Raw genomic sequence first — 19,988 nt, 5'->3', positions numbered from 1 at the left:
GGACCTTCCCCCGGGCCGCCCGGCGACCCGGGCCACCTGACAACGTACGGAGCAGCATGAGCACCATGGGCGACGGAACGCGCGCGGTACGCGCCGGGCTTCCCGAACCGGAGCAGTACGGACCGGCCCTGCCCGGCCCGGTCTTCGCCGCGCACTTCCACCTCTCCGGCGAACCGGTGGGTCCCTATACCTACGGCCGGGACACCAACCCGACGTGGACCCATCTGGAACGGGCCATCGGCGAGCTGGAGGCGCCCGGCGAGGACGTCAGCACGACGGTGTTCGCCTCCGGGATGGCGGCGATCACCGCCGTACTGCTCTCGCAGGTCCGCACCGGCGACACCGTGGTGCTGCCGGACGACGGCTACCAGGCGCTGCCGCTCGTACGGGAGCAGCTGGCGGCCTTCGGCATCGAGGTCCGGACCGCGCCGACCGGCGGCGATGCCCAGCTGGCTCTGCTGGAGGGGGCGAAGCTGCTGTGGATCGAGAGCCCCTCCAACCCGGGGCTGGACGTCTGTGACATCCGTCGGCTGGTGGCGGCGGCGCACGACGCGGGTGCGCTGGTCGCCGTCGACAACACCCTGGCCACCCCGGTCGGCCAGCGCCCGCTGGAGCTCGGCGCGGACTTCTCGGTGGCCAGCGACACCAAGGGCATGACCGGGCACGGCGACATCCTGCTGGGCCATGTCACCTGCCGTGACCCCGGGCCGGCCGCCGACGTACGGCGCTGGCGCAAGGTCGTCGGAGCGATTCCGGGCCCGATGGAGACCTGGCTCGCCCACCGCTCGCTCGCCACCCTCCAGCTGCGCGTCGACCGGCAGTGCACCACCGCTCTGGCGCTCGCCGAGTCCCTGGCCGAGCGGGCCGAGGTCACCGGGCTGCGCTATCCGGGGCTGCCCACCGACCCGTCGTACGGGGTCGCCGTGCGCCAGATGCGGCGCTTCGGTTCGGTGGTGTCATTCGAGCTGGCCGACCGGGAGACCGCCGAACGCTTCCTCGCCGCGCTGCGGCTGGTCGACGACGCGACGAGTTTCGGCGGTGTACGGTCCACCGCCGAGCGCCGGGGCCGCTGGGGCGGCGACGCCGTGCCGGAGGGCTTCATCCGCTTCTCGGTGGGCGCGGAGGACCCGGAGGACCTGCTGGCTGACGTCGGCCGGGCGCTGGACGAAGCGGTCCAGCAGGCCGGGGGAGTTTCAGACGGCTCCGCGCGGGCCACTCTCTTGCCATGACCGAACGTCCTGTGGTCAAGCGCACCGCACGCGCCATCCTGCTCGACGGTGACGACCTCGTCCTTATCAAGCGCACGAAGCCGGGGGTCGATCCGTACTGGCTCACGCCCGGCGGCGGGGTGGAGCCGGAGGACGCCACCGTGGTCGACGCGCTGCACCGCGAGGTCGACGAGGAGCTGGGCGCCAAGATCGTCGACGTGGTGCCCTGCTTCGTCGACACCGTCGAGCACATCGCGGACGGCGGTGTGACGGGGGTGAAGGTCCAGCACTTCTTCGTCTGCCGGCTCGCGTCGATGGACGTCACCCGGCGGCACGGCCCGGAGATCGACGAGCCCTGCGGCGCGTACGAGATCGTCCGGGTGCCGTTCAGCCGGGTCGGGATCGCCGCCGTCCACCTCGTGCCGCTGTCCCTGCGCCACTATCTGGACGGCAACATCGAGGGCGTACGGGCGCTGCACGCCCCCGACCTGGGCTGACGGTCCGGCCGGGCTCCATGTTTCACGTGAAACCGAGCGGGGGCCCGGGCCGCCGCCGAGCGGCGGACGCCCTGGTTCTCGGCCAGTTCCGGGAAACCGGTGGACGGGCGATCATCGCGTCGGACAGCCTGACCCCATGCACCGCCCATCACCCCTGCCCCTCGTCGACCTGCCCGTACGGCGCCTCTCCCGGGTGGACCTGGTCTCCTGCGCCGATCTCTGCGAGGACCGGGGCTGGCCGCGCGACGAACACCGGTGGGGCCTGCTCCTCTCCGCGGGTACGGGGTACGGGATCGACTCCCCCGACGGAAAGGGGCTGGCGGCGGCCTGTGTGATGACGTCGTACGGGCCCCGCCTGGCCGCCGTCGGCATGCTGCTCGTCGCCGAACGCCACGCCCGCCGGGGGATCGCCCGGCGGCTGATGCGCCATGTGCTGGAGGAAGCCGGGTCCACCCCGCTCGCGCTGTACGCCACACCCCAGGGCCGACGGCTCTACGAGGAGCTCGGCTTCGTTCAGGTGGGCCGGACCGAGCGGCTCAGTGGCCGTTTCCGGGCGGAGGCCCCGGCATCGGCCGTGTCCACCCGTCCGGCGACGGCGGATGACCTGCAGTCGATGGTCCGGCTCGACCTGCCCGTCTTCGGCGTCGACCGGACGCACATCATCGCCCGGCTCCCGGCCTTCTCCGACCGGCTCCGGGTCGCCGAGGAGAACGGAGAGCTGATTGGTTACGCGGGCCTCTGGCCGAGCGGCACCTCCCATGCGGTCGGCCCGCTGATCGCCCGGGACACCGCCACCGCGAAGGCCCTCGTCACCGCGCTGGCCGCCACGACGGACCGGCCGCTGCGGATCGATGTCGACGCGCGCCACGAGGAGCTGCTGGGCTGGCTGGTGGAGCGCGGTCTCGAGCCGGGCTCCCGGACCGCCGTGATGACGTACGGCGTCGCGGACCTGCCGGGCGACGCGAGCCGCAGGTTCGCCCCGCTCACGATCGCGACGGGCTGACGCAGGGCGGAGCCGCACCGCCCGACAGGCGGTGCGGCTGTTCGGTGCCTGTTCCGGGTTCTGTGTCCTCGCCTCAGACGAGGGTGTCCGCCGCAGCCGTCGCGAACCCGTGGTCCTGCTCGGGCGCTCCGCCGCCGACCCCGATGGCGCCGATCAGCCGGCCGTCACGGTGCAGGGGGACGCCTCCGGCGATGAAGAGCAGCGGGCGGTCCAGCGCGGTCGGCAGGGTGTGGAAGAGCCCGTCCGGCCGCACGGCGTCGACCAGGTCCGCGGTGGGGGTGTCGAGCTGGAGCGCGGTGAACGCCTTGCGGGTGCTGGTCTCTCCGGCGATGAGAACCGCCCGGTCGTCGCGCCGGAAGGCCAGCAGGTGGCCGCCCGCGTCCACGACGCTCACGGCGACGGCGATCCCGGCCGCCTCGGCGGCGTCGCGGACCGCCGCGACGAGGGCCTCGGCGTCCTGGACGGCCAGGGGGGCGACTGCGGTGGTGGTGCTCATGGAACTGCTCCTGATCGTTTCCGTGGTGCGGGTGGTTCGCTGGGGAAAGCCCCGGTGGGGCGGGGCTCAGTGCCGGGCCGTGACGGCGACCGGCCCGGGAGTGCTCCCGGCGACGGTCCGGCCCCCGGTGGCGGGGGCGCGGCGCTCCAGCAGGCCGGAGACCACGGCCAGGACCAGCGCGGAGGCGGCGAGGGCCGCGCCGACCCAGTTGGGGGCGGTGTAGCCGAGCCCGGCGGCGATCACGAGGCCGCCGAGCCAGGCGGCCAGGGCGTTGCCGAGGTTGAAGGCCCCGATGTTGACGGCGGAGGCCAGGGTGGGAGCGCCCGCCGCCTGGTCGAGGACCCGCTTCTGGAGCGGGGGGACGGTCGCGAAGCCCAGGGCGCCGATCAGCACGACGGTGACGGCCGCGGCGGGCTTGTTGTGGGCGGTGACGGTGAACAGGCCGAGGACGAGGGCGAGCGCGCCGAGCGAGACGTACAGCATCGGCATCAGACGGCGGTCGGCGAACCTCCCGCCGACCAGGTTGCCGCCCACCATGCCGAGGCCGAAGAGGACCAGCAGCCAGGTGACGGACGAGGCCGAGTATCCGGCGACCTCGGTCATCATCGGGGTGATGTAGGTGATCGCGGCGAAGACTCCGCCGAAGCCCAGGACGGTCATGGCCATCGCGAGCAGGACCTGGACGTTGCGGAACGCGGCCAGTTCGTGGCGGATGCGTACGCCTTCGGGCGTGGGCTGCTCCGGAACGAGCTTCGCGACTCCGAGGAGCCCGATCACACCGAGGAGGGCGACGACGACGAACGTGGTCCGCCAGCCCGCGGACTGGCCGATGTAGGTGCCGAGCGGGACGCCGACGACGTTGGCGACGGTGAGCCCGGTGAACATCATGGCGATGGCCCCGGCCCTCTTCTGCGGGGCGACCAGACCGGCCGCGACCACGGAGCCGATGCCGAAGAAGGCACCGTGGGCGAGGGAGGCGACCACGCGTCCGGCGAGCATGACGCCGAAGACGGGGGCGAGGGCGGAGACCAGGTTGCCCACGATGAACAGCCCCATCAGGAGCATCAGCATCCGCTTACGGGTGACCCGGGTGCCGAGCAGGGTCATCAGCGGGGCGCCGAGGACAACACCGAGCGCGTAGCCCGTCACCAGAAAACCCGCCGTCGGGATCGAGACCTGGAAGTCCGCGGCGACCTCGGGGAGCAGCCCCATGATCACGAACTCGGTCGTCCCGATCCCGAATGCCCCGATGGCGAGGGCGAGGAGCGCGAGCGGCATGGGTTTCACCTTCCCTGAAGATTGCGTGTGCGCTTTACCGTCGTAGACAATAATTGCAGACGCTGGTTAATTGCAAACGCTGGCTATTGCAGGCGTCCCCTATCCTGGAACCACGCAGCTCCGGCACGGAGGAGAGACCATGACCGCGACCGACCCGGCCCTGACCGCCCTCGCCCAGGGCTGGTGCGCCCTCTCCCTGCTCCACGGGAAGATCGAGGCCCGCGTCGAACGCGCCCTCCAGTCGGGCCACGGGCTCAGCGTTCGCGAGTACTCGCTGCTCGATGTGCTGAGCCGACAGCACAGCGGCCCCGGCGGCCACCTCCAGATGAAGCAGGTCGCCGACGCCGTGGTGCTCAGCCAGAGCGCCACCACCCGCCTGGTCACCAGGCTGGAGGAGCGCGGGCTGCTGACCCGGTATCTGTGCGCGACCGACCGGCGGGGCATCTACACCGATGTCACCGAGGCCGGACTCGACCTGCTCGCGGCGGCCCGGCCGACCAACGACAGCGCCCTGCGGGCGGCCCTGGACGAGGCGTCGGAGAACCCCGAGCTCGCCCCCCTGGTCCGGGTGGTCGAAGGGCTGAAGGCCACGGTCTGACCGAGCGGACCACGTACTCTGCCGGTCATGAGCGATCTTGAGATACGCCCCATGGCCGAGCCCGACCTCGCCGCCGTGGTGGCCATGCTGGCCGACGACCCGCTCGGCGCGCAGCGCGAGTCGCCGGACGACCTGTCCCCCTACCGCGCCGCTCTCCGCCGACTGGCCGACGACCCGAACCAGCATGTCGTGGTCGCCGTCCGCGAGGGCCGTGCCGTCGGGACCCTCCAGCTGACCGTGGTCCCCGGACTGTCCCGGCGCGGTGCCACCCGCTCCATCATCGAGGGCGTCCGCATCCACGCCGACGAGCGGGGCAGCGGGCTCGGCACGCAGCTGATCCAGTGGGCGGTCGACGAATCCCGCCGCCAGGGCTGCCAGTTGGTGCAGCTCACCTCGGATGCCACCCGCGAGGACGCGCACCGCTTCTACGAGCGGCTCGGGTTCACGGCCAGCCACGTGGGCTTCAAGCTCGCTCTCTGACACACCAACGGCCGGTGGGGGTGGGTGTTTCACGTGAAACACCCACCCCCACCGGCCGTCACGGACCGGCTGTCAGCCGCCGGTCCCCCGCCAGCCCGCCGGGTCCAGCCCACCGGGAACATCCGCCCCCGCCTCATAGGGCTCACGGGTGAAGGCGAACGAGCCGAGGTCGAGGTGGTCGACCGAGCCGTCGTCCCTGCGTACGACACGGAGGATCTCCCCCGCGTAGTAGTCGTCCAGGCCCGTCCAGGTGCCGTCCGGCCGGGGCGCGAAGGACGCACCGCGACCGGTGCCGCCCAGCGGCCTGAGCTCAAGGCCCCGGCCCCCGGTCAGCCTCAGCGTGAACGTGTGGGTCCCCCAGTGCCAGATCCCCGTCAGGGCGAGCAGTTCCTCGTCGACCTCCGGCAGCGGGCTCCAGGGTTCCGGGATACGCGGCTCCGCGTCCGCGACGATGCTCAGGAGTTCGGCGGCCACCGTGCCGGCGGGCAGGCCCGAGGTGGCGTTGGCGAGAGCGACCGCGGCGACATCGTCCTGCTCGCTGAACCACAGGCCCGCGACGAATCCGGGCAGTGAACCCCCGTGCCCGAAGAGGGTACGGGTCTCCGTCTTCACGATCTGGAGACCGAGACCGTATCCGCTGCCCCCGATCTCGGTGGGGGCGGCGGGGGTCCGCATCTCCCGTACGGACGCGGCCGACAGGACCCGGTCGTCCCCCTCGGCCAGGAAGCCGGCGAACCGCAGCAGATCGGCGGGGGTCGACCAGAGCTGACCGGCGGGCGCCATCAGCCCCAGGTCCTCGGCGGGCTCGCTCACCACCGCATCGGCCCAGGGGTGCACGGCCCAGCCCTCCGCGTACGGTGCGACCGGCCCGTAGGTCGTACGGTCCATGCCCAGCGGCTCCAGGATCTCGCGGCGCAGCGCCTCCTCCCAGGAGACCCCGCGCACCGCTTCGACCAGCGAACCGAGCAGGGTGTAGCCCGGGTTGGAGTAGTGGAAGCGGTGACCCGCCGGATGCGGCTGCGGGCGCTCGCCGAGCACATCGGCGAGTTCGGGCCGCAGGGTCCCCGGGGTCCGCTCCCACCAGGGGGCGGGCGCCTCGGCGCCCAGTCCGGCGCTGTGGCCGAGCAGTTGGAAGACGGTCGCCCCGCCCGCCCCGGTGCCGGGGAGGTGCTTCTCCACCTGGTCGTCCAGGTCGAGCAGCCCCTCGTCGCGCAGCCGCAGGACCAGGACCGCGGTGAAGGTCTTGGTGATCGAGCCGATCCGGTACTGCGTATCGGCGTCCGGGAACGGCCCCTCCTGACCCGTACGGCCCCCGCTCCAGGCGATCCGCCCCTCCCGCCGGACCGCAGCGGCGAGAGAGGGCGCCCGGCCCTCCCGCTGTGCGGTGGCGATGCGGTGGAGGAGGGAGCGCCGGGTACTGGGGAGCAGTTCTTCACTGGGAGAGGTCATGGTCAACCCATACCCGACGAACTGCCGCCCGGGCGAGGTAATTACCGGGCGCGAGCTCCTTCACGAACAGCGCGCTCCGGCACCCGGCGCTTCCGGCCCGGAAGCCGGAAAGCCGGAGCCGGTCAGTCGGCCAGTCGGTCAGTCGGTCAGTCGGTGCCGAACTCCATCGCCGCGTGGTCGAGCATCTCGTCGTCGCCGGAGTCCTGGCCGCGCGAGGCGATGGCCTCGGCGCCGCCCTGCGGCATCGCGCCGATCAGTCCGGTCGAGGCCGCCTGGGCGGCACCGATGAGCGCGGGGTGGGTCGAGCCGACCATGCCGAGACCGGCGTACTGCTCGAGCTTGGCGCGCGAGTCGGCGATGTCGAGGTTGCGCATGGTGAGCTGGCCGATCCGGTCCACCGGACCGAACGCGGAGTCCTCGGTGCGCTCCATCGACAGCTTGTCCGGGTGGTAGCTGAAAGCCGGTCCCGAGGTGTCCAGGATCGAGTAGTCCTCACCGCGCCGCAGCCGCAGCGTCACCTCCCCGGTGACCGCCGTGCCGACCCAGCGCTGCAGCGACTCGCGGATCATCAGCGCCTGCGGGTCGAGCCAGCGGCCCTCGTACATCAGTCGGCCGAGCCGCCGCCCCTCGTTGTAGTAGTTGTCCAGGGTGTCCTCGTTGTGGATCGCGTTGACCAGCCGCTCGTACGCCGCGTGCAGCAGCGCCATCCCAGGGGCCTCGTAGATACCGCGGCTCTTGGCCTCGATCACCCGGTTCTCGATCTGGTCCGACATCCCCATGCCGTGGCGTCCGCCGATCGCGTTCGCCTCCATCACCAGGGCGACCGGGGTCTCGAACTTCCTGCCGTCGATCGTCACAGGGCGGCCCTGCTCGAAGCCGATCGTCACGTTCTCGGCGGCGATCTCCACCTCGGGGTCCCAGAACCGCACGCCCATGATCGGGTCCACGGTCTCGATGCCGGTGTCGAGGTGCTCCAGGGTCTTGGCCTCATGGGTGGCACCCCAGATGTTGGCGTCGGTGGAGTACGCCTTCTCACTGCTGTCGCGGTAGGGCAGGTCGTGGGCGAGCAGCCACTCCGACATCTCCTTGCGGCCGCCCAGCTCGGTGACGAAGTCCGCGTCCAGCCAGGGCTTGTAGATCCGCAGGTGCGGGTTGGCGAGCAGGCCGTACCGGTAGAACCGCTCGATGTCGTTGCCCTTGAACGTCGATCCGTCGCCCCAGATCTGGACGTCGTCCTCCATCATCGCCCGGACCAGCAGGGTCCCGGTGACCGCACGGCCGAGCGGCGTGGTGTTGAAGTAGGCACGCCCGCCCGAGCGGATGTGGAACGCACCGCAGGTGAGCGCGGCCAGCCCCTCCTCCACCAGCGCCGCACGGCAGTCGACCAGCCGCGCGACCTCGGCACCGTACGCCAGCGCGCGCCCGGGCACCGAGCCGATGTCGGGCTCGTCGTACTGGCCGATGTCGGCGGTGTAGGTGCACGGGACGGCGCCCTTGTCGCGCATCCACGCGACCGCGACGGAGGTGTCGAGTCCGCCGGAGAAGGCGATGCCGACGCGCTCGCCGGTGGGCAGGGAGGTGAGAACCTTAGACATAGGAAGAGTATGCATCTTCACGCATGGCCATGCAAAGGCTGTGACGGGTTCAGTCCTGATCCACGCCGTCCGCCGCATGGGGAAGCAGGGGGAACAGCCGGGTGATGAGGGCCACCGGCCGAGCGCCGTCGGGCCGGGCCAGGGGGCGTTGCTCGCGGTCCTGGTAGGGCGCGAGGGCCCGCCGGATCACGTCCGCGACCCGGCTCATCTCTTCGGGTGTCAGGTAGGCGACGGCACTGAAGGCTTCGTCGTGACGCCATTCGGCCGACGCCTCGTCCCGCTGGGTCAGCCATCGCTGCCAGCTCTCGTCCTCCAGCCCGCGGGCCAGGTTGCCGAACTGCTCCTCCACCGTGGGGGCGTCGGCCGCGGGGGTGTGCCGCCTCAGACGCCAGGGGCGTGCGCGGCCCCCATGACGGGGGGCTTCTTCGATGTATCCGTGGCGGGCGAGCTGCCGCAGGTGGAACGAGCAGAGGCCAGAGCTGTACCCCAGCCGGGAGGCGGCTTCGGTCGCCGTGACGGTACCGACCTCGGCGAGCAGGTCCAGCAGGGCCGTACGGACTCCGTGCTCACGCAGTTCTTCGCCGGTGTCGGCTGTCCGGCCGTCCGGGGCGTTGACGCCATCTTCAGTCACTTTGCAAAGTCTGCTACTTTGCAAAGCGTCTTGCAAGCAGGAGTACCGCGAGGGCGTCCGTTGCGGTGACCTCCGCGGACCTGTGGCGTGCGCAAAAGGAGACACCATGTCTGTTCGTCACGAACGGCCACGCCCCGTCGACCGCCGGGCCCGGGTGCTGGGCCGCCCGGTGGACACCTGTCCGGCTCTGCCGCCGGAGGCGGAACGGGGTTCGGTTCGCAGGATCACGGTGGTCGGTGAGGAGGTGCTGAGCCGCCCGTGCCGGGAGGTGACCGAGTTCGGGACTCCGGAGCTGTCGGCGTTGATCGACGACATGTTCCTGACCATGCATGTGGCCGACGGCGCGGGCCTGGCCGCCAACCAGGTGGGCGTCGGCCTGCGCCTGTTCGTGTACGACTGCCCGGACGACTATGGAATCCGGCATGTCGGTCACATCATCAACCCGGTTCTGGACCTGCCCGATCCGGGTAGCCGCCGCCTCATCGACGACTTCGAGGGCTGCCTGTCCGTACCCGGTGCGGGCATGGCGGTTCCTCGCCCCGATCGTGCTGTCGCTCGCGGTCGCGACAAGGACGGCAGCCCCCTCGTCATCGAGGGAACGGGTTACTTCGCCCGGTGCCTGCAACACGAGACGGACCACCTCCTCGGTCACACCTACCTCGACCGGCTCTCCAAGCGGGACCGCAAAGACGCGTTGAGGCAGATGGCGGACCGCAGTGAGGACGTCTTCGCTCAGCGCGCCGCCAAGGCCGCCCGTCTGGAGCGGTGAGAGCTCGGAAGCTGACGCCCCGCAGAGCCTTCCTCAGGTCTGCGCCATGTCGACGAAGCGGGAGTAGTGGCCCTGGAAGGCCACGGTGATGGTGGCCGTCGGGCCGTTACGGTGCTTGCCGACGATGATGTCGGCCTCGCCCGCGCGCGGGGACTCCTTCTCGTACGCGTCCTCGCGGTGGAGCAGGATGACCATGTCGGCGTCCTGCTCGATGGAGCCGGACTCACGCAGGTCGGAGACCATCGGCTTCTTGTCCGTACGCTGCTCGGGGCCACGGTTCAGCTGCGAGAGCGCGATCACCGGGACCTCCAGCTCCTTGGCCAGCAGCTTCAGGTTTCGGGACATGTCCGAGACCTCCTGCTGGCGGCTCTCGGACCGCTTCGCCCCACCGGCCTGCATCAGCTGGAGGTAGTCGATGATCACGAGCTTGATGTCGTTGCGCTGCTTCAGCCGACGGCACTTCGCACGGATCTCCATCATCGACAGGTTGGGGGAGTCGTCGATGTAGAGCGGGGCGGCCGAGACCTCCGGCATCCGGCGCGCGAGCCGCGTCCAGTCCTCGTCCGTCATCGTGCCGGACCGCATGTGGTGCAGGGCCACCCGCGCCTCGGCCGACAGCAGACGCATCGCGATCTCGTTGCGCCCCATCTCGAGGGAGAAGATGACACTCGGCAGGTTGTTCTTGATCGACGCGGCGCGCGCGAAGTCCAGTGCCAGCGTGGACTTGCCCATGGCGGGACGGGCCGCGATGACGATCATCTGGCCGGGGTGCATGCCGTTCGTCAGGGCGTCGAGGTCCGTGAAGCCCGTCGGGACACCGGTCATCTCGCCGCTGCGCGAGCCGATGGCCTCGATCTCGTCGAGCGCGCCCTCCATGATGTCGCCGAGGGGGAGGTAGTCCTCGCTGGTGCGCTGCTCGGTGACCGCGTAGATCTCAGCCTGCGCGGAGTTGACGATCTCGTCGACGTCGCCGTCGGCCGCGTATCCCATCTGCGTGATCTTCGTGCCGGCCTCGACGAGCCGCCGCAGGACCGCCCGCTCGTGGACGATCTCCGCGTAGTACGAGGCGTTGGCCGCGGTCGGCACGGACTGCACCAGCGTGTGCAGATAGGGCGCCCCGCCGACCTTGGTGATCTCACCGCGCTTGACCAGCTCGGCGGCGACCGTGATCGGGTCGGCCGGCTCGCCCTTGGCGTAGAGGTCGAGAATCGCCGTGTAGACGGTCTCGTGGGCCGGGCGGTAGAAGTCGTGGCCCTTGATGATCTCCACGACGTCGGCGATCGCGTCCTTGGACAGCAGCATGCCGCCGAGGACGGACTGCTCGGCGTCCAGGTCCTGGGGAGGCACCCGCTCGAAGGCCGGTGCGCCGACGTCCCAGCCCTCGTCCGCGCCCCGGTCGTGCCGGTCCTCGCGGCCGCCCTTGCGGTCCCCGCGACGCTGGCGGGAGACAGGCAGACGGTCGCCGGGACCGGCCTCGGTCCAGGGGTCGTCCAAAGGCTCGGGAATGCTCACCGGGCCACCTCCTCCCGTCCGCTTCGCGGACCTAGCCGTGCCACTCTTTCTTACGGCACGGCACCGACAAACAAGTCGCCCGACTCCGCTTCCGGCGCGTCTGGTTCTGCTGATTCCGGTGCCGGAACGGAAGGCGGGCGCCGGACCACGGTAGGCCCGTCTCCACCGTCAGCCAATCTGGTTATCCACAGGGCATGTGGACGACGGACCAGATGCTGTGGAGAACTCCTCCGATCCTGTGCACGGAACGGGGGACAGCACTGTGGACAAACTCATAGCCGAACCACCACCACCTGCTTGACCTGCGTTTTCTCCATCCACTGACTGTGGGGGAGAAAAACTTTCACCCTCATTTCAAGATCACCGCAAACAACGCCCGGACGAACGCCCCCCAGGAGAGTGCGTAAGGGACACTAGGCCATTGCATCTCTTACCTGTGGAAGATTAGATTGACCCCCATGACCTCGGCTCCCACCACCCCCCGGACAGGCCGTCGACGGCACGACCGCGAGATCGTCGCCCTCGCCGTACCCGCGTTCGGCGCGCTGGTCGCCGAGCCCCTGTTCGTGATGGTCGACAGCGCCATCGTCGGCCATCTCGGCACCCCGCAGCTGGCCGGTCTCGGGATCGCGGCGGCCCTGCTGATGACCGCCGTGAGCATCTTCGTCTTCCTCGCCTACGCCACCACGGCCGCCGTCGCCCGGCGCGTCGGGGCGGGCGACCTCCCCGCCGCGATCCGCCAGGGCATGGACGGCATCTGGCTCGCCCTGCTGCTCGGCGCCGTCGTCGTCGCGCTCGCCATCCCCTCGGCCCCCTGGCTCGTCGACGCCTTCGGCGCGTCGGACACCGCGGCCCCGTACGCCATCACGTATCTGCGGATCTCCAGCTTCGGCATCCCCGCGATGCTCGTCGTCCTCGCGGCCACCGGTGTGCTGCGCGGCCTCCAGGACACCCGTACCCCGCTGTACGTCGCCATCGGCGGTTTCACGGCGAACGGCATCCTCAATGTGGTCCTCGTCTACGGGGCCGGGCTCGGCATCGCCGGATCGGCCTGGGGCACGGTGATCGCCCAGGTGGGCATGGCCGTCGCCTATCTGATCGTGGTCGTCCGGGGAGCCCGCAGACACGGCGCCTCCCTGCGGCCCGACGCCGCCGGTATCAGGGCCAGCGCCCGGGCGGGCGTCCCGCTCCTGGTCCGGACGCTGTCGCTGCGGGCCGTCCTCATGATCGCCACCGCGGTGGCCGCCCGGCTCGGTGACGTCGACATCGCCGCGCACCAGATCATCCTCTCCCTCTGGAGCCTGACCGCCTTCGCACTCGACGCCATCGCCATCGCGGGGCAGGCGATCATCGGCCGCTATCTGGGCGCGAACGACGAGAAGGGCGCACGCGAGGCATGCCGACGCATGGTCGAGTGGGGCATCGCCAGTGGTGTCGTGCTCGGGTTGCTGATCATGCTCGCCCGGCCGATCTTCATCCCGCTCTTCACCAGCGACCCCGCCGTGAAGGACACCCTGCTCCCCGCGCTCCTGGTCGTCGCGGTCTCCCAGCCGATCGCCGGGGTGGTCTTCGTCCTGGACGGCGTACTGATGGGAGCGGGCGACGGACGCTATCTCGCCTGGGCGATGCTGGTGACCCTCGCCGTCTTCGCCCCTGTCGCACTGCTCGTTCCCGCCCTCGGCGGCGGCCTCACCGCGCTCTGGTGGGCGATGACCCTGATGATGGCCGTCCGACTGGTCACTCTCTGGCTGCGCACCCGGTCGGGCCGGTGGATCGTGACCGGCGCGACCCGCTGAACCGCTGGGCCACTGGCCTGCTGAACACTGACCCGCTGGGCCATCAGACCGCTGAGAACCGTTGACTCGCTGGACCGCTGACCCGCACGAGCCACCGCGTGTTTCACGTGAAACGTCCGCACCGGACGGACCACCGACGCCGTTTCACGTGAAACCGTAGGGACTGTTTCACGTGAAACCACCCACCCCGCACACAGCGAAGGGCCGCACCCACCGGGGTGCGGCCCTTCACCGACTCTGCTGAGCTCTGCCCTTAGGCAGCAACGACCTCGACGCCGAGCTTCGCTGCGACCTCGGGGTGCAGACGGACGGACACCTGGTGCCCGCCGAGCGTCTTGATCGGCGAACCGAGCTCGACGCGACGCTTGTCGACGTCGGGACCACCGGCGGCCTTGATCGCCGAGGCGATGTCGGCCGGGGTGACCGAGCCGAAGAGACGGCCGGCGTCGCCGGAGCGAACAGCCAGACGGACCTTCACGGCCTCGAGCTTGGCCTTGACCTCGTTGGCCTGCTCGATCGTCGCGATCTCGTGGATCTTGCGGGCGCGGCGGATCTGCGCCACGTCCTTCTCGCCGCCCTTGGTCCAGCGGATGGCAAAGCCACGCGGAACCAGGTAGTTGCGGGCGTACCCGTCCTTGACGTCGACGACGTCGCCGGCGGCACCGAGGCCGGAGACCTCGTGGGTGAGGATGATCTTCATGCTGTTGTCACCCTTCCCTTATCGCGCGGTGGACGTGTAGGGCAGCAGCGCCATCTCACGGCTGTTCTTGACTGCCGTGGCGACGTCACGCTGGTGCTGCGTGCAGTTGCCGGTGACGCGGCGGGCACGGATCTTGCCGCGGTCGGAAATGAACTTCCGCAGCATGTTCGTGTCCTTGTAGTCCACGTACTGGGTCTTGTCCTTGCAGAACGCGCAGACCTTCTTCTTAGGCTTGCGCACAGGCGGCTTCGCCATGGTGTTTCTCCTGTGTGATCAAGAAGTGGGGTACGAGCCCGCCCTAGAAGGGAGGCTCGTCCGAGTAGCCGCCGCCGGAACCACCGGGGCTTCCGCCCCAGTTGCTCCCGCCGCCCTGCTGGCCCCCGCCCTGCGGACCGCCTGCCGGAGCGCCGGTCGCCCACGGGTCGTCGGCGGGAGCACCGCCGCCACCCTGCTGGCCACCGCCACCGGGACCGCCGCCCCAGTTGCCGCCGCCCTGCTGGCCGCCGCCGTATCCGCCCTGGCCGCCCTGACCACCGCGACCGGTGGTCTTGGTGACCTTGGCCGTGGCGTTCTTGAGGCTGGGGCCGACTTCCTCGACGTCCAGCTCGTAGACCGTGCGCTTGACGCCCTCACGGTCCTCGTAGGACCGCTGCTTCAGCCGGCCCTGCACGACGACGCGCATGCCTCGCTGGAGCGATTCCGCGACGTTCTCCGCCGCCTGACGCCAGACCGAGCAGGTGAGGAACAGGCCCTCGCCGTCCTTCCACTCATTGGTCTGCCGGTCGAAGATGCGGGGAGTGGACGCGACACGGAACTTCGCGACCGCCGCACCGGACGGGGTGAAGCGCAGCTCGGGGTCGTCGACGAGATTGCCGACGACCGTGATGACGGTCTCGCCTGCCATGGGTGAACCTCTCGGCGGGGATTGCTTCTGGCTGCTTGCTGCTACTCGGACCCGAAAACCGCTGAGCTAGATGCTCAGTGGATCTCGGGACGGAGGACCTTGGTCCGGAGGACCGACTCGTTCAGGTTCATCTGGCGGTCGAGCTCCTTGACGACCGCAGGCTCGGCCTGCAGGTCGATGACCGAGTAGATGCCCTCGGGCTTCTTCTTGATCTCGTAAGCGAGCCGACGACGGCCCCAGGTGTCGACCTTCTCCACCTTTCCGTTGCCCTCACGGACGACGGAGAGGAAGTTCTCGATCAGCGGGGAGACTGCTCGCTCCTCGAGATCGGGGTCGAGGATGACCATCACCTCGTAGTGACGCATGTGGAACCCACCTCCTTTGGACTCAGCGGCCACGGTCGTTCCGTGGCAGGAGGGTCGTGATGCGTTGAGCAACGGTGTCCCCGAGGAGAACACCCGGCACTGACAATCCGCTCCCGGGATGTTCCCGAGGGAGGGGCTCGCCGTGCTGGCCTGGGCAGACACCGGTGCAGACCGTACAGACTACCCGCAGACCGGCTCCCGATTGAAATCCGGAGCTCAGGGGGCACATGCGGTCCGGCCCGCGGGGCACGGCGGTCCGGGCCCGGAGGGCAGATCCGGGGCCCCGGGGGCACAATCGAGTACAGACGCGGTGTGAGAGGCGCTACATTCCACCGCCCGCCCGGCCAGGAGGTGCTCCATGGCACAGACCATTCGTCCCGCCGGCTCCCGGTCCACGACCGGCCGCCCCGCCACCGGTTCGCTCTTCGCGACGGACGGCAGGCCCCACCCCGTCCAGGACGTCCTGATGGTGGTGACCGGGGTGCTCGGCATCCTCGCCTTCGTAACGGCGATGTTCCACAACCTGCACCTGATCAGCTCCTGGGCAGGGCTGATCGGGATTCTGACCGGCCTCTACGGCCAGTACATCTCGAAGACCACCTGGGAGAGGTTCGGGCTGGTCGTGGGGATCGGCGCCTCCGCGATCGGCTTCTACCTCGGCATGGCGCACGGCGGCCTCTTCGGCGGCGTCATCACCTGACCGGCGCACCGTCCGGCCCGGCCGCCCGTACGGTCGCGCCGGACGGCCGGTCGCGATCCGGTCCTACGGGGCCAGGCCGGGTGCCCCTCGGTCACAGTAGGCTTCGGCGCGAGAGCCGGAGCCCCTGACCGATGGGGACACACCAGCCGAGGAGCCCCCCGCATGAGCCTGACCCTGAGGACCATCAGCCGAGAGCAGCACCTGGCCTACATCCAGAGCCTGCCCTCGGCCAGTCACTGCCAGGTCCCGGCGTGGGCTGATGTGAAGACCGAGTGGCGCTCGGAGAACCTGGGCTGGTTCGACAAGAACGGCGAGATCGTCGGCGCGGGCCTCGTCCTGTACCGCCAGCTCCCCAAGATCAAGCGCTACCTGGCCTACCTGCCCGAGGGCCCGGTCATCAACTGGTACGCCCCCAACCTGGACGACTGGCTCCAGCCGATGCTCGCCCACCTCAAGCAGCAGGGCGCCTTCTCCGTGAAGATGGGCCCGCCGGTGGTCATCCGGCGCTGGGACTCGGCGGCCATCAAGTCCGGCATCCAGGACCCGGACGTGAAGCGCCTGCGCGACGTCGAGGCCACCCACATCGAGCCGCGCGCCTTCGAGGTGGCGGACCGGCTGCGGAAGATGGGCTGGCAGCAGGGCGAGGACGGCGGTGCCGGATTCGGGGACGTACAGCCCCGTTATGTCTTCCAGGTGCCGCTGGCCAACCGCTCCCTGGAGGACGTCCTCAAGGGCTTCAACCAGCTGTGGCGCCGCAACATCAAGAAGGCCGACAAGGCCGGCGTCGAGGTCGTCCAGGGCGGTTACGAGGACCTGGCCGAGTGGCAGCGGCTCTACGAGATCACGGCCGTCCGCGACCACTTCCGGCCGCGCCCGCTCTCGTACTTCCAGCGTATGTGGACGGTCCTCAACTCCGAGGACCCCAACCGGATGCGGCTCTACTTCGCCCGGCACAACGGGGTGAACCTCTCCGCCGCCACGATGCTCGTCGTCGGCGGGCACGTCTGGTACTCCTACGGCGCCTCCGACAACATCGGGCGCGAGGTCCGGCCGTCGAACGCCATGCAGTGGCGGATGCTGCGCGACAGCTACGCGATGGGCGCCACCGTCTACGACCTGCGCGGCATCAGCGACTCGCTGGACGAGAACGACCACCTCTTCGGCCTGATCCAGTTCAAGGTCGGCACGGGCGGCGAGGCCGTCGAGTACGTCGGCGAGTGGGACTTCCCGCTCAACAAGCTGCTCCACAAGGCGCTCGACATCTATATGTCGCGCCGCTGACCCGCTTCAATACCCCTCACGGCACACGCCGTGCGTTCCTGATTCACCGCAGCCACCAGAAAGGTTCCGGGCCGGCCATGGCGCTCTCCCTCTACGTCGACACCGCGCGCTGGCGGGCGCACCAGAAGTCCGTGCTGGACCAGTTCCCCGGGCTCGTGCCGGTCTGCAAGGGCAACGGCTACGGCTTCGGCCACGAACGGCTCGCCGACGAGACGATCCGCTTCGGCTCCGACACCCTCGCCGTGGGCACCACCTACGAGGCCGCCAGGATCAAGGACTGGTTCAGCGGTGACCTGCTCGTCCTGACCCCGTTCCGGCGGGGCGAGGAGCCCGTTCCGCTGCCGGACCGCGTCATCCGGTCCGTCTCCTCCGTCGACGGGGTGCACGCCCTGGTCGGCGCCCGGGTCGTCATCGAGTGCATGAGCTCGATGAAGCGCCACGGGGTCAAGGAGGAGGAGCTCGGGCTGCTGCACGCGGCGATCGAGGACGTACGGCTCGAAGGCTTCGCGCTGCACCTGCCGCTGGACCGCACCGACGGCTCGGACGCCGTCGAGGAGGTCATAGGGTGGATGGACCGGCTGCGCGCCGCCCGGCTGCCGCTGCACACCATGTTCGTCAGCCATCTGCGCGCCGAGGAGCTGGCCCGGCTCCAGCAGCAGTTCCCGCAGACCCGCTTCCGCGCCCGGATCGGGACCCGGCTCTGGCTCGGCGACCACGAGTCCACGGAGTACCGGGGGGCCGTCCTGGACGTCACCCCCGTCGTCAAGGGCGACCGGTTCGGCTACCGCCAGCAGAAGGCCGCGTCCGACGGCTGGCTGGTCGTCGTCGCGGGCGGTACGTCCCACGGGGTCGGCCTGGAGGCGCCCAAGGCGCTGCACGGGGTGATGCCGCGGGCCAAGGGCGTCGCACGCGCCGGTCTGGCCACGGTCAACCGCAATCTGTCGCCGTTCGTCTGGGCGGGCAAGCAGCGGTGGTTCGCCGAGCCGCCGCACATGCAGGTGTCGATCCTGTTCGTGCCCTCGGACGCGCAGGAGCCGCGGGTCGGTGACGAGCTGGTCGCCCATCTGCGTCACACGACCACGCAGTACGACCGGCTCGTCGACCACTGAGCCGCCCTGCCTGAGGAGCCGCCCCGGTCAGCCGTCCCGGTTGGGCACCGCGACCGGCTCCGCAGGATGCCCCGTGACCGTCCGGGCCGCGTGCCCGGACGGACGGACCCCGGTCACCGGGGCGAACGCGTCCGGCGCCCCGTCGAGCACCCCGCCCGACGGGTCGTCCGACCCGTCCCGGCGCACCGGGTCCTTCTCCGGCCGCAGGATGTCCCGGACGACCAGGGCGCACAGGTACAGCGTGCCCAGCAGATGCAGGGCGATCGCGAGCTGGTACCCCTCCTGCGGCAGCCCCTGGTTCTTGTCGCCGCTCGTGTGGGCGAGGTAGAACCAGATCCCCAGGAAGTACATGACCTCGCAGGTCTGCCAGATGAGGAAGTCGCGCCAGCGCGGCCGGGCCAGCACGACGAGCGGGATCAGCCAGAGCACGTACTGCGGTGAGTAGACCTTGTTCGTCAGGATGAACGCGGCCACCACCAGGAACGCCAGCTGGGCGAAGCGCGGCCGGCGCGCCGCGGTGAGCGCCAGCCCGGCGATGCCCGCGCAGAGGACGACCATCAGGACCATGGACGTGGTGTTCACCGTCTCCACGTCGATGGGCCTGCCGGTGCGCTGGGTGATGATCAGCCAGAACGAGCCGAAGTCGATGGGCCTCTCCTGGCTGAAGGTGTAGAACTTCCGCCATCCCTCGGGGGCGTAGAGCATCACCGGCAGGTTGACCGCCAGCCAGGCCGCCCCCGCGCCGAGCAGGGCCGTGCCGTACTCGCGCCACCTGCCCGCCCGCCAGCAGAGCACCAGGAGCGGGCCGAGGAGCAGGACGGGGTAGAGCTTGGCGGCCGTCGCGAGGCCGATGAGGATGCCGAACGCGAGCACCCGGCCCCGCGACCACATGAGCATCGCCGCGGCCGTCAGCGCGACGGCCAGCAGGTCCCAGTTGATCGTGGCGGTGAGGGCGAACGCGGGGGCCAGCGCGACCAGCAGACCGTCCCAGGGGCGCCGCCGGTGCGTGCGTACGGTGCACACGGCGATGATCACCGCGCAGATCATCAGCATGCCCGCGTTGACCATCCAGTACATCTGCTCGCGCTGCTGGATGGGGTCGCTGTCCGGCGTCAGGGTCAGCCAGGCGGCCACCTGCATGAACACCCCGGTCAGTACGGGGTACTCCAGGTACTGCATGTCGTTGCTCAGCCGGTCGAAGTACGGCACGAGGCCGTCGGCGAAGCCGCGTCCCAGGAAGAGGTGGGGGATGTCGGAGTAGCAGGCGTGCGTGTACTGGGAGGTGGCCCCGCGGAACCAGGCCCACTCGTAGCAGGGGATCTTCTGGACCATGCCGAGGGCGAACATCCCGATCATCACCAGCGCGACGACCCGTACGGGCGTCAGCGGCCCGTCGCCGAGCCGTGCCCAGCGCCCCACCCGCCCGCCGAACAGCTCACTGCCGGCCGCCGCGACCTCGTCCTGATCGGTGGGCCGCACGACGGGCCGCTCCTGCTGCTGCACGCTCGTGTCCTCTGCACTGGGGCTTGGCATGCCGCACATCCTGCCGTACGGGGCTGTGGCCCGGGGAGGACCGGGCCCGGAGACACGGCGAGGGCCGCCGTACCCCCTCGGGTG

The 19,988-nt window shown here is 70.3% G+C and carries 21 protein-coding genes; 10 read left to right on the top strand and 11 right to left on the bottom strand.

The genetic code is table 11. The annotated features are described in order from the left end of the window. Positions 1-56: 56 nt before the first annotated feature. The 3 genes from B7C62_17475 to B7C62_17465 all read left to right on the top strand — a co-directional run bounded on the left by B7C62_17475 (position 57) and on the right by B7C62_17465 (position 2,708). Positions 57-1,229, top strand: a complete 1,173-nt coding sequence (locus B7C62_17475; protein ID ARF73858.1) for a cystathionine gamma-lyase — start codon at positions 57-59, stop codon at positions 1,227-1,229. Continuing rightward, complete coding sequence (locus tag B7C62_17470; GenBank protein ID ARF73857.1) at positions 1,226-1,705, top strand: NUDIX hydrolase; 480 nt, start codon at positions 1,226-1,228, stop codon at positions 1,703-1,705. The genes B7C62_17475 and B7C62_17470 overlap by 4 nt, the downstream gene beginning before the upstream one ends. Positions 1,706-1,841: 136 nt before the next feature. After that, positions 1,842-2,708, top strand: coding sequence for a GNAT family N-acetyltransferase (locus tag B7C62_17465; protein ID ARF73856.1), 867 nt, complete (start codon positions 1,842-1,844; stop codon positions 2,706-2,708). Positions 2,709-2,781: 73 nt separating this feature from the next. Here the strand turns inward: B7C62_17465 and B7C62_17460 are convergent, their stop codons facing one another. After that, the gene (locus tag B7C62_17460; GenBank protein ARF73855.1) at positions 2,782-3,204 is read right to left on the bottom strand and encodes a hypothetical protein; all 423 of its coding nucleotides are present in this window, start codon (positions 3,202-3,204) and stop codon (positions 2,782-2,784) included. Positions 3,205-3,270: 66 nt separating this feature from the next. Then, positions 3,271-4,482: an MFS transporter gene (locus B7C62_17455; protein ID ARF73854.1), complete on the bottom strand. Its 1,212-nt coding sequence runs from the start codon at positions 4,480-4,482 to the stop codon at positions 3,271-3,273. Between the two features lie 139 nt (positions 4,483-4,621). Between B7C62_17455 and B7C62_17450 the strand changes: the two genes are divergently transcribed. Together B7C62_17450 and B7C62_17445 are read left to right on the top strand one after the other, a co-directional pair. Continuing rightward, the gene (locus B7C62_17450) at positions 4,622-5,080 is read left to right on the top strand and encodes a MarR family transcriptional regulator (protein ARF73853.1); all 459 of its coding nucleotides are present in this window, start codon (positions 4,622-4,624) and stop codon (positions 5,078-5,080) included. A gap of 27 nt (positions 5,081-5,107) precedes the next feature. Continuing rightward, positions 5,108-5,560: a GNAT family N-acetyltransferase gene (locus tag B7C62_17445; GenBank protein ID ARF73852.1), complete on the top strand. Its 453-nt coding sequence runs from the start codon at positions 5,108-5,110 to the stop codon at positions 5,558-5,560. Positions 5,561-5,632: 72 nt separating this feature from the next. Here the strand turns inward: B7C62_17445 and B7C62_17440 are convergent, their stop codons facing one another. From B7C62_17440 to B7C62_17430, 3 genes are all read right to left on the bottom strand, one after another. Beyond that, the gene (locus B7C62_17440) at positions 5,633-7,009 is read right to left on the bottom strand and encodes a serine hydrolase (protein ID ARF73851.1); all 1,377 of its coding nucleotides are present in this window, start codon (positions 7,007-7,009) and stop codon (positions 5,633-5,635) included. 146 nt (positions 7,010-7,155) lie between these two features. Then, positions 7,156-8,604, bottom strand: coding sequence for an argininosuccinate synthase (locus B7C62_17435; protein ID ARF73850.1), 1,449 nt, complete (start codon positions 8,602-8,604; stop codon positions 7,156-7,158). A gap of 49 nt (positions 8,605-8,653) precedes the next feature. Then, positions 8,654-9,235, bottom strand: a complete 582-nt coding sequence (locus B7C62_17430; GenBank protein ARF73849.1) for an ArsR family transcriptional regulator — start codon at positions 9,233-9,235, stop codon at positions 8,654-8,656. 106 nt (positions 9,236-9,341) lie between these two features. On the opposite strand from B7C62_17430, the gene B7C62_17425 reads away from it, so the two are divergent. Continuing rightward, a complete protein-coding gene (locus tag B7C62_17425; GenBank protein ID ARF73848.1) occupies positions 9,342-10,004 on the top strand; it encodes a peptide deformylase in 663 nt (220 codons plus the stop codon). A 33-nt stretch (positions 10,005-10,037) separates the two neighbouring features. On the opposite strand, the gene B7C62_17420 is transcribed toward B7C62_17425, so the two are convergent. Continuing rightward, positions 10,038-11,516: a replicative DNA helicase gene (locus B7C62_17420; GenBank protein ID ARF73847.1), complete on the bottom strand. Its 1,479-nt coding sequence runs from the start codon at positions 11,514-11,516 to the stop codon at positions 10,038-10,040. 458 nt (positions 11,517-11,974) lie between these two features. Between B7C62_17420 and B7C62_17415 the strand changes: the two genes are divergently transcribed. Continuing rightward, positions 11,975-13,312: an MATE family efflux transporter gene (locus tag B7C62_17415; protein ARF73846.1), complete on the top strand. Its 1,338-nt coding sequence runs from the start codon at positions 11,975-11,977 to the stop codon at positions 13,310-13,312. A gap of 253 nt (positions 13,313-13,565) precedes the next feature. Here the strand turns inward: B7C62_17415 and B7C62_17410 are convergent, their stop codons facing one another. The 4 genes from B7C62_17410 to B7C62_17395 all read right to left on the bottom strand — a co-directional run bounded on the left by B7C62_17410 (position 13,566) and on the right by B7C62_17395 (position 15,281). Further along, the gene (locus B7C62_17410) at positions 13,566-14,012 is read right to left on the bottom strand and encodes a 50S ribosomal protein L9 (protein ID ARF73845.1); all 447 of its coding nucleotides are present in this window, start codon (positions 14,010-14,012) and stop codon (positions 13,566-13,568) included. A gap of 18 nt (positions 14,013-14,030) precedes the next feature. Then, on the bottom strand, positions 14,031-14,267 hold the full coding sequence (locus B7C62_17405; protein ARF73844.1) for a 30S ribosomal protein S18: 237 nt from the start codon (positions 14,265-14,267) through the stop codon (positions 14,031-14,033). Positions 14,268-14,310: 43 nt separating this feature from the next. Next, positions 14,311-14,916, bottom strand: coding sequence for a single-stranded DNA-binding protein (locus tag B7C62_17400; GenBank protein ARF73843.1), 606 nt, complete (start codon positions 14,914-14,916; stop codon positions 14,311-14,313). Positions 14,917-14,990: 74 nt separating this feature from the next. Next, the gene (locus B7C62_17395) at positions 14,991-15,281 is read right to left on the bottom strand and encodes a 30S ribosomal protein S6 (GenBank protein ID ARF73842.1); all 291 of its coding nucleotides are present in this window, start codon (positions 15,279-15,281) and stop codon (positions 14,991-14,993) included. 358 nt (positions 15,282-15,639) lie between these two features. On the opposite strand from B7C62_17395, the gene B7C62_17390 reads away from it, so the two are divergent. The 3 genes from B7C62_17390 (at position 15,640) to B7C62_17380 (ending at position 18,371) form a co-directional block, all read left to right on the top strand. Further along, positions 15,640-15,981 carry a hypothetical protein gene (locus B7C62_17390; GenBank protein ARF73841.1) on the top strand — a complete coding sequence of 114 codons (342 nt, stop codon included), beginning with the start codon at positions 15,640-15,642 and terminating at the stop codon, positions 15,979-15,981. 162 nt (positions 15,982-16,143) lie between these two features. Further along, on the top strand, positions 16,144-17,262 hold the full coding sequence (locus B7C62_17385) for a peptidoglycan bridge formation protein FemAB (protein ID ARF73840.1): 1,119 nt from the start codon (positions 16,144-16,146) through the stop codon (positions 17,260-17,262). A gap of 77 nt (positions 17,263-17,339) precedes the next feature. Continuing rightward, a complete protein-coding gene (locus B7C62_17380; GenBank protein ID ARF73839.1) occupies positions 17,340-18,371 on the top strand; it encodes an alanine racemase in 1,032 nt (343 codons plus the stop codon). 27 nt (positions 18,372-18,398) lie between these two features. Here B7C62_17380 and B7C62_17375 read toward each other — a convergent pair whose 3' ends face one another. Continuing rightward, positions 18,399-19,904, bottom strand: coding sequence for a hypothetical protein (locus tag B7C62_17375; GenBank protein ID ARF73838.1), 1,506 nt, complete (start codon positions 19,902-19,904; stop codon positions 18,399-18,401). Positions 19,905-19,988: the final 84 nt, after the last annotated feature.

This window comes from Kitasatospora albolonga (genome assembly GCA_002082585.1).
Classification (GTDB): Bacteria; Actinomycetota; Actinomycetes; order Streptomycetales; family Streptomycetaceae; genus Streptomyces; species Streptomyces stephensoniae.
The sequence above is the reverse complement of the archived record's forward strand: the minus strand, read 5'-3'. Positions and strand labels throughout refer to the sequence as shown.

Bases quoted from the DNA above. Each gene is read 5' to 3' on its own strand.
- B7C62_17475 (ARF73858.1), top strand. From the start codon at position 57: ATGAGCACCATGGGCGACGGAACGCGCGCGGTACGCGCCGGGCTTCCC.
- B7C62_17470 (ARF73857.1), top strand. From the start codon at position 1,226: ATGACCGAACGTCCTGTGGTCAAGCGCACCGCACGCGCCATCCTGCTC.
- B7C62_17465 (ARF73856.1), top strand. From the start codon at position 1,842: ATGCACCGCCCATCACCCCTGCCCCTCGTCGACCTGCCCGTACGGCGC.
- B7C62_17460 (ARF73855.1), bottom strand. From the start codon at position 3,204: ATGAGCACCACCACCGCAGTCGCCCCCCTGGCCGTCCAGGACGCCGAG.
- B7C62_17455 (ARF73854.1), bottom strand. From the start codon at position 4,482: ATGCCGCTCGCGCTCCTCGCCCTCGCCATCGGGGCATTCGGGATCGGG.
- B7C62_17450 (ARF73853.1), top strand. From the start codon at position 4,622: ATGACCGCGACCGACCCGGCCCTGACCGCCCTCGCCCAGGGCTGGTGC.
- B7C62_17445 (ARF73852.1), top strand. From the start codon at position 5,108: ATGAGCGATCTTGAGATACGCCCCATGGCCGAGCCCGACCTCGCCGCC.
- B7C62_17440 (ARF73851.1), bottom strand. From the start codon at position 7,009: ATGACCTCTCCCAGTGAAGAACTGCTCCCCAGTACCCGGCGCTCCCTC.
- B7C62_17435 (ARF73850.1), bottom strand. From the start codon at position 8,604: ATGTCTAAGGTTCTCACCTCCCTGCCCACCGGCGAGCGCGTCGGCATC.
- B7C62_17425 (ARF73848.1), top strand. From the start codon at position 9,342: ATGTCTGTTCGTCACGAACGGCCACGCCCCGTCGACCGCCGGGCCCGG.
- B7C62_17415 (ARF73846.1), top strand. From the start codon at position 11,975: ATGACCTCGGCTCCCACCACCCCCCGGACAGGCCGTCGACGGCACGAC.
- B7C62_17410 (ARF73845.1), bottom strand. From the start codon at position 14,012: ATGAAGATCATCCTCACCCACGAGGTCTCCGGCCTCGGTGCCGCCGGC.
- B7C62_17405 (ARF73844.1), bottom strand. From the start codon at position 14,267: ATGGCGAAGCCGCCTGTGCGCAAGCCTAAGAAGAAGGTCTGCGCGTTC.
- B7C62_17400 (ARF73843.1), bottom strand. From the start codon at position 14,916: ATGGCAGGCGAGACCGTCATCACGGTCGTCGGCAATCTCGTCGACGAC.
- B7C62_17395 (ARF73842.1), bottom strand. From the start codon at position 15,281: ATGCGTCACTACGAGGTGATGGTCATCCTCGACCCCGATCTCGAGGAG.
- B7C62_17390 (ARF73841.1), top strand. From the start codon at position 15,640: ATGGCACAGACCATTCGTCCCGCCGGCTCCCGGTCCACGACCGGCCGC.
- B7C62_17385 (ARF73840.1), top strand. From the start codon at position 16,144: ATGAGCCTGACCCTGAGGACCATCAGCCGAGAGCAGCACCTGGCCTAC.
- B7C62_17380 (ARF73839.1), top strand. From the start codon at position 17,340: ATGGCGCTCTCCCTCTACGTCGACACCGCGCGCTGGCGGGCGCACCAG.
- B7C62_17375 (ARF73838.1), bottom strand. From the start codon at position 19,904: ATGCCAAGCCCCAGTGCAGAGGACACGAGCGTGCAGCAGCAGGAGCGG.